1 protein-coding gene is annotated in these 754 nt (G+C 77.5%); it reads right to left on the bottom strand.

Features of this window, described 5'->3' with window-relative positions; genetic code table 11:
• The coding region (locus DEJ32_RS15940) for a chaplin family protein (RefSeq protein ID WP_375342331.1) at nucleotides 1–754 on the bottom strand (754 nt) is incomplete at both ends.

The following is a 754-nucleotide window of genomic DNA, read 5'->3' as shown; positions in this document are numbered from 1 at the left end:
GACCCGGAGGTCGAGCCGCTCGTCGTGCCACCGGTCGGAGCTGCCGGGGCCGCGGAGGTCCCGGTGGCCGATCCGTCCCCGAGCACGCCGATCCCGTTGCCCGAGACCGTGACGGGGACCGTGACGTCCGGCAGGACCTGGGTGCCCGAGAGCACGCCGTCCTCCCCGGAGGTCGAGGCGGTCGTCGTGTCACCGGCCGGAGCTGCCGGAGCCGAGGACGACCCGGAGCGCGAGCTCGTGGCGGCAGCGTCACCGAGGACACCGACGGCGTTGCCGGTCGCCGTGACCGGCACGTCCACCGCACCGGCGACCTGGGTGCCCGAGAGCACGCCGTCCTCGCCGGACGTGGTGGGCGAGGAGGCCACCGGAGCAGCCGGCGCGGGAGCGGGAGCAGCCGGCGCGGGAACCGGGGCAGCCGGCGCTGGGGCCGGTGCCGCCACCGCATCCCCGACGACACCGACCGCGTTGCCGGTCACGTCGACGGGAGCGCTGACGTCGGGTACGACCTGGGTCCCGGACGCGAGGCCGTCGGCCCCGCTGGTGGTGGGCGCTGGTGCTGCCGGCGCGGGCTCCGCGGGTGCCGGTGCAGGTGCAGCCGGCGCAGGTGCAGCCGGCGCAGGCGCGGCCGGGGCGGTCGTGGAGACCGCGTCGCCGACGATGCCGAAGGCGTTGCGGGCGACGGAGACGGGCGCGTCGACGGTCGGCGCGACCTGGGTTCCGGAGACGGTGCCGTCCTCACCGGTGGTCGTCGCCG

The organism is Curtobacterium sp. MCPF17_046 (assembly GCF_003224295.1).
In the GTDB taxonomy this organism is placed as follows: domain Bacteria; phylum Actinomycetota; class Actinomycetes; order Actinomycetales; family Microbacteriaceae; genus Curtobacterium.
The sequence above is the reverse complement of the archived record's forward strand: the minus strand, read 5'-3'. Positions and strand labels throughout refer to the sequence as shown.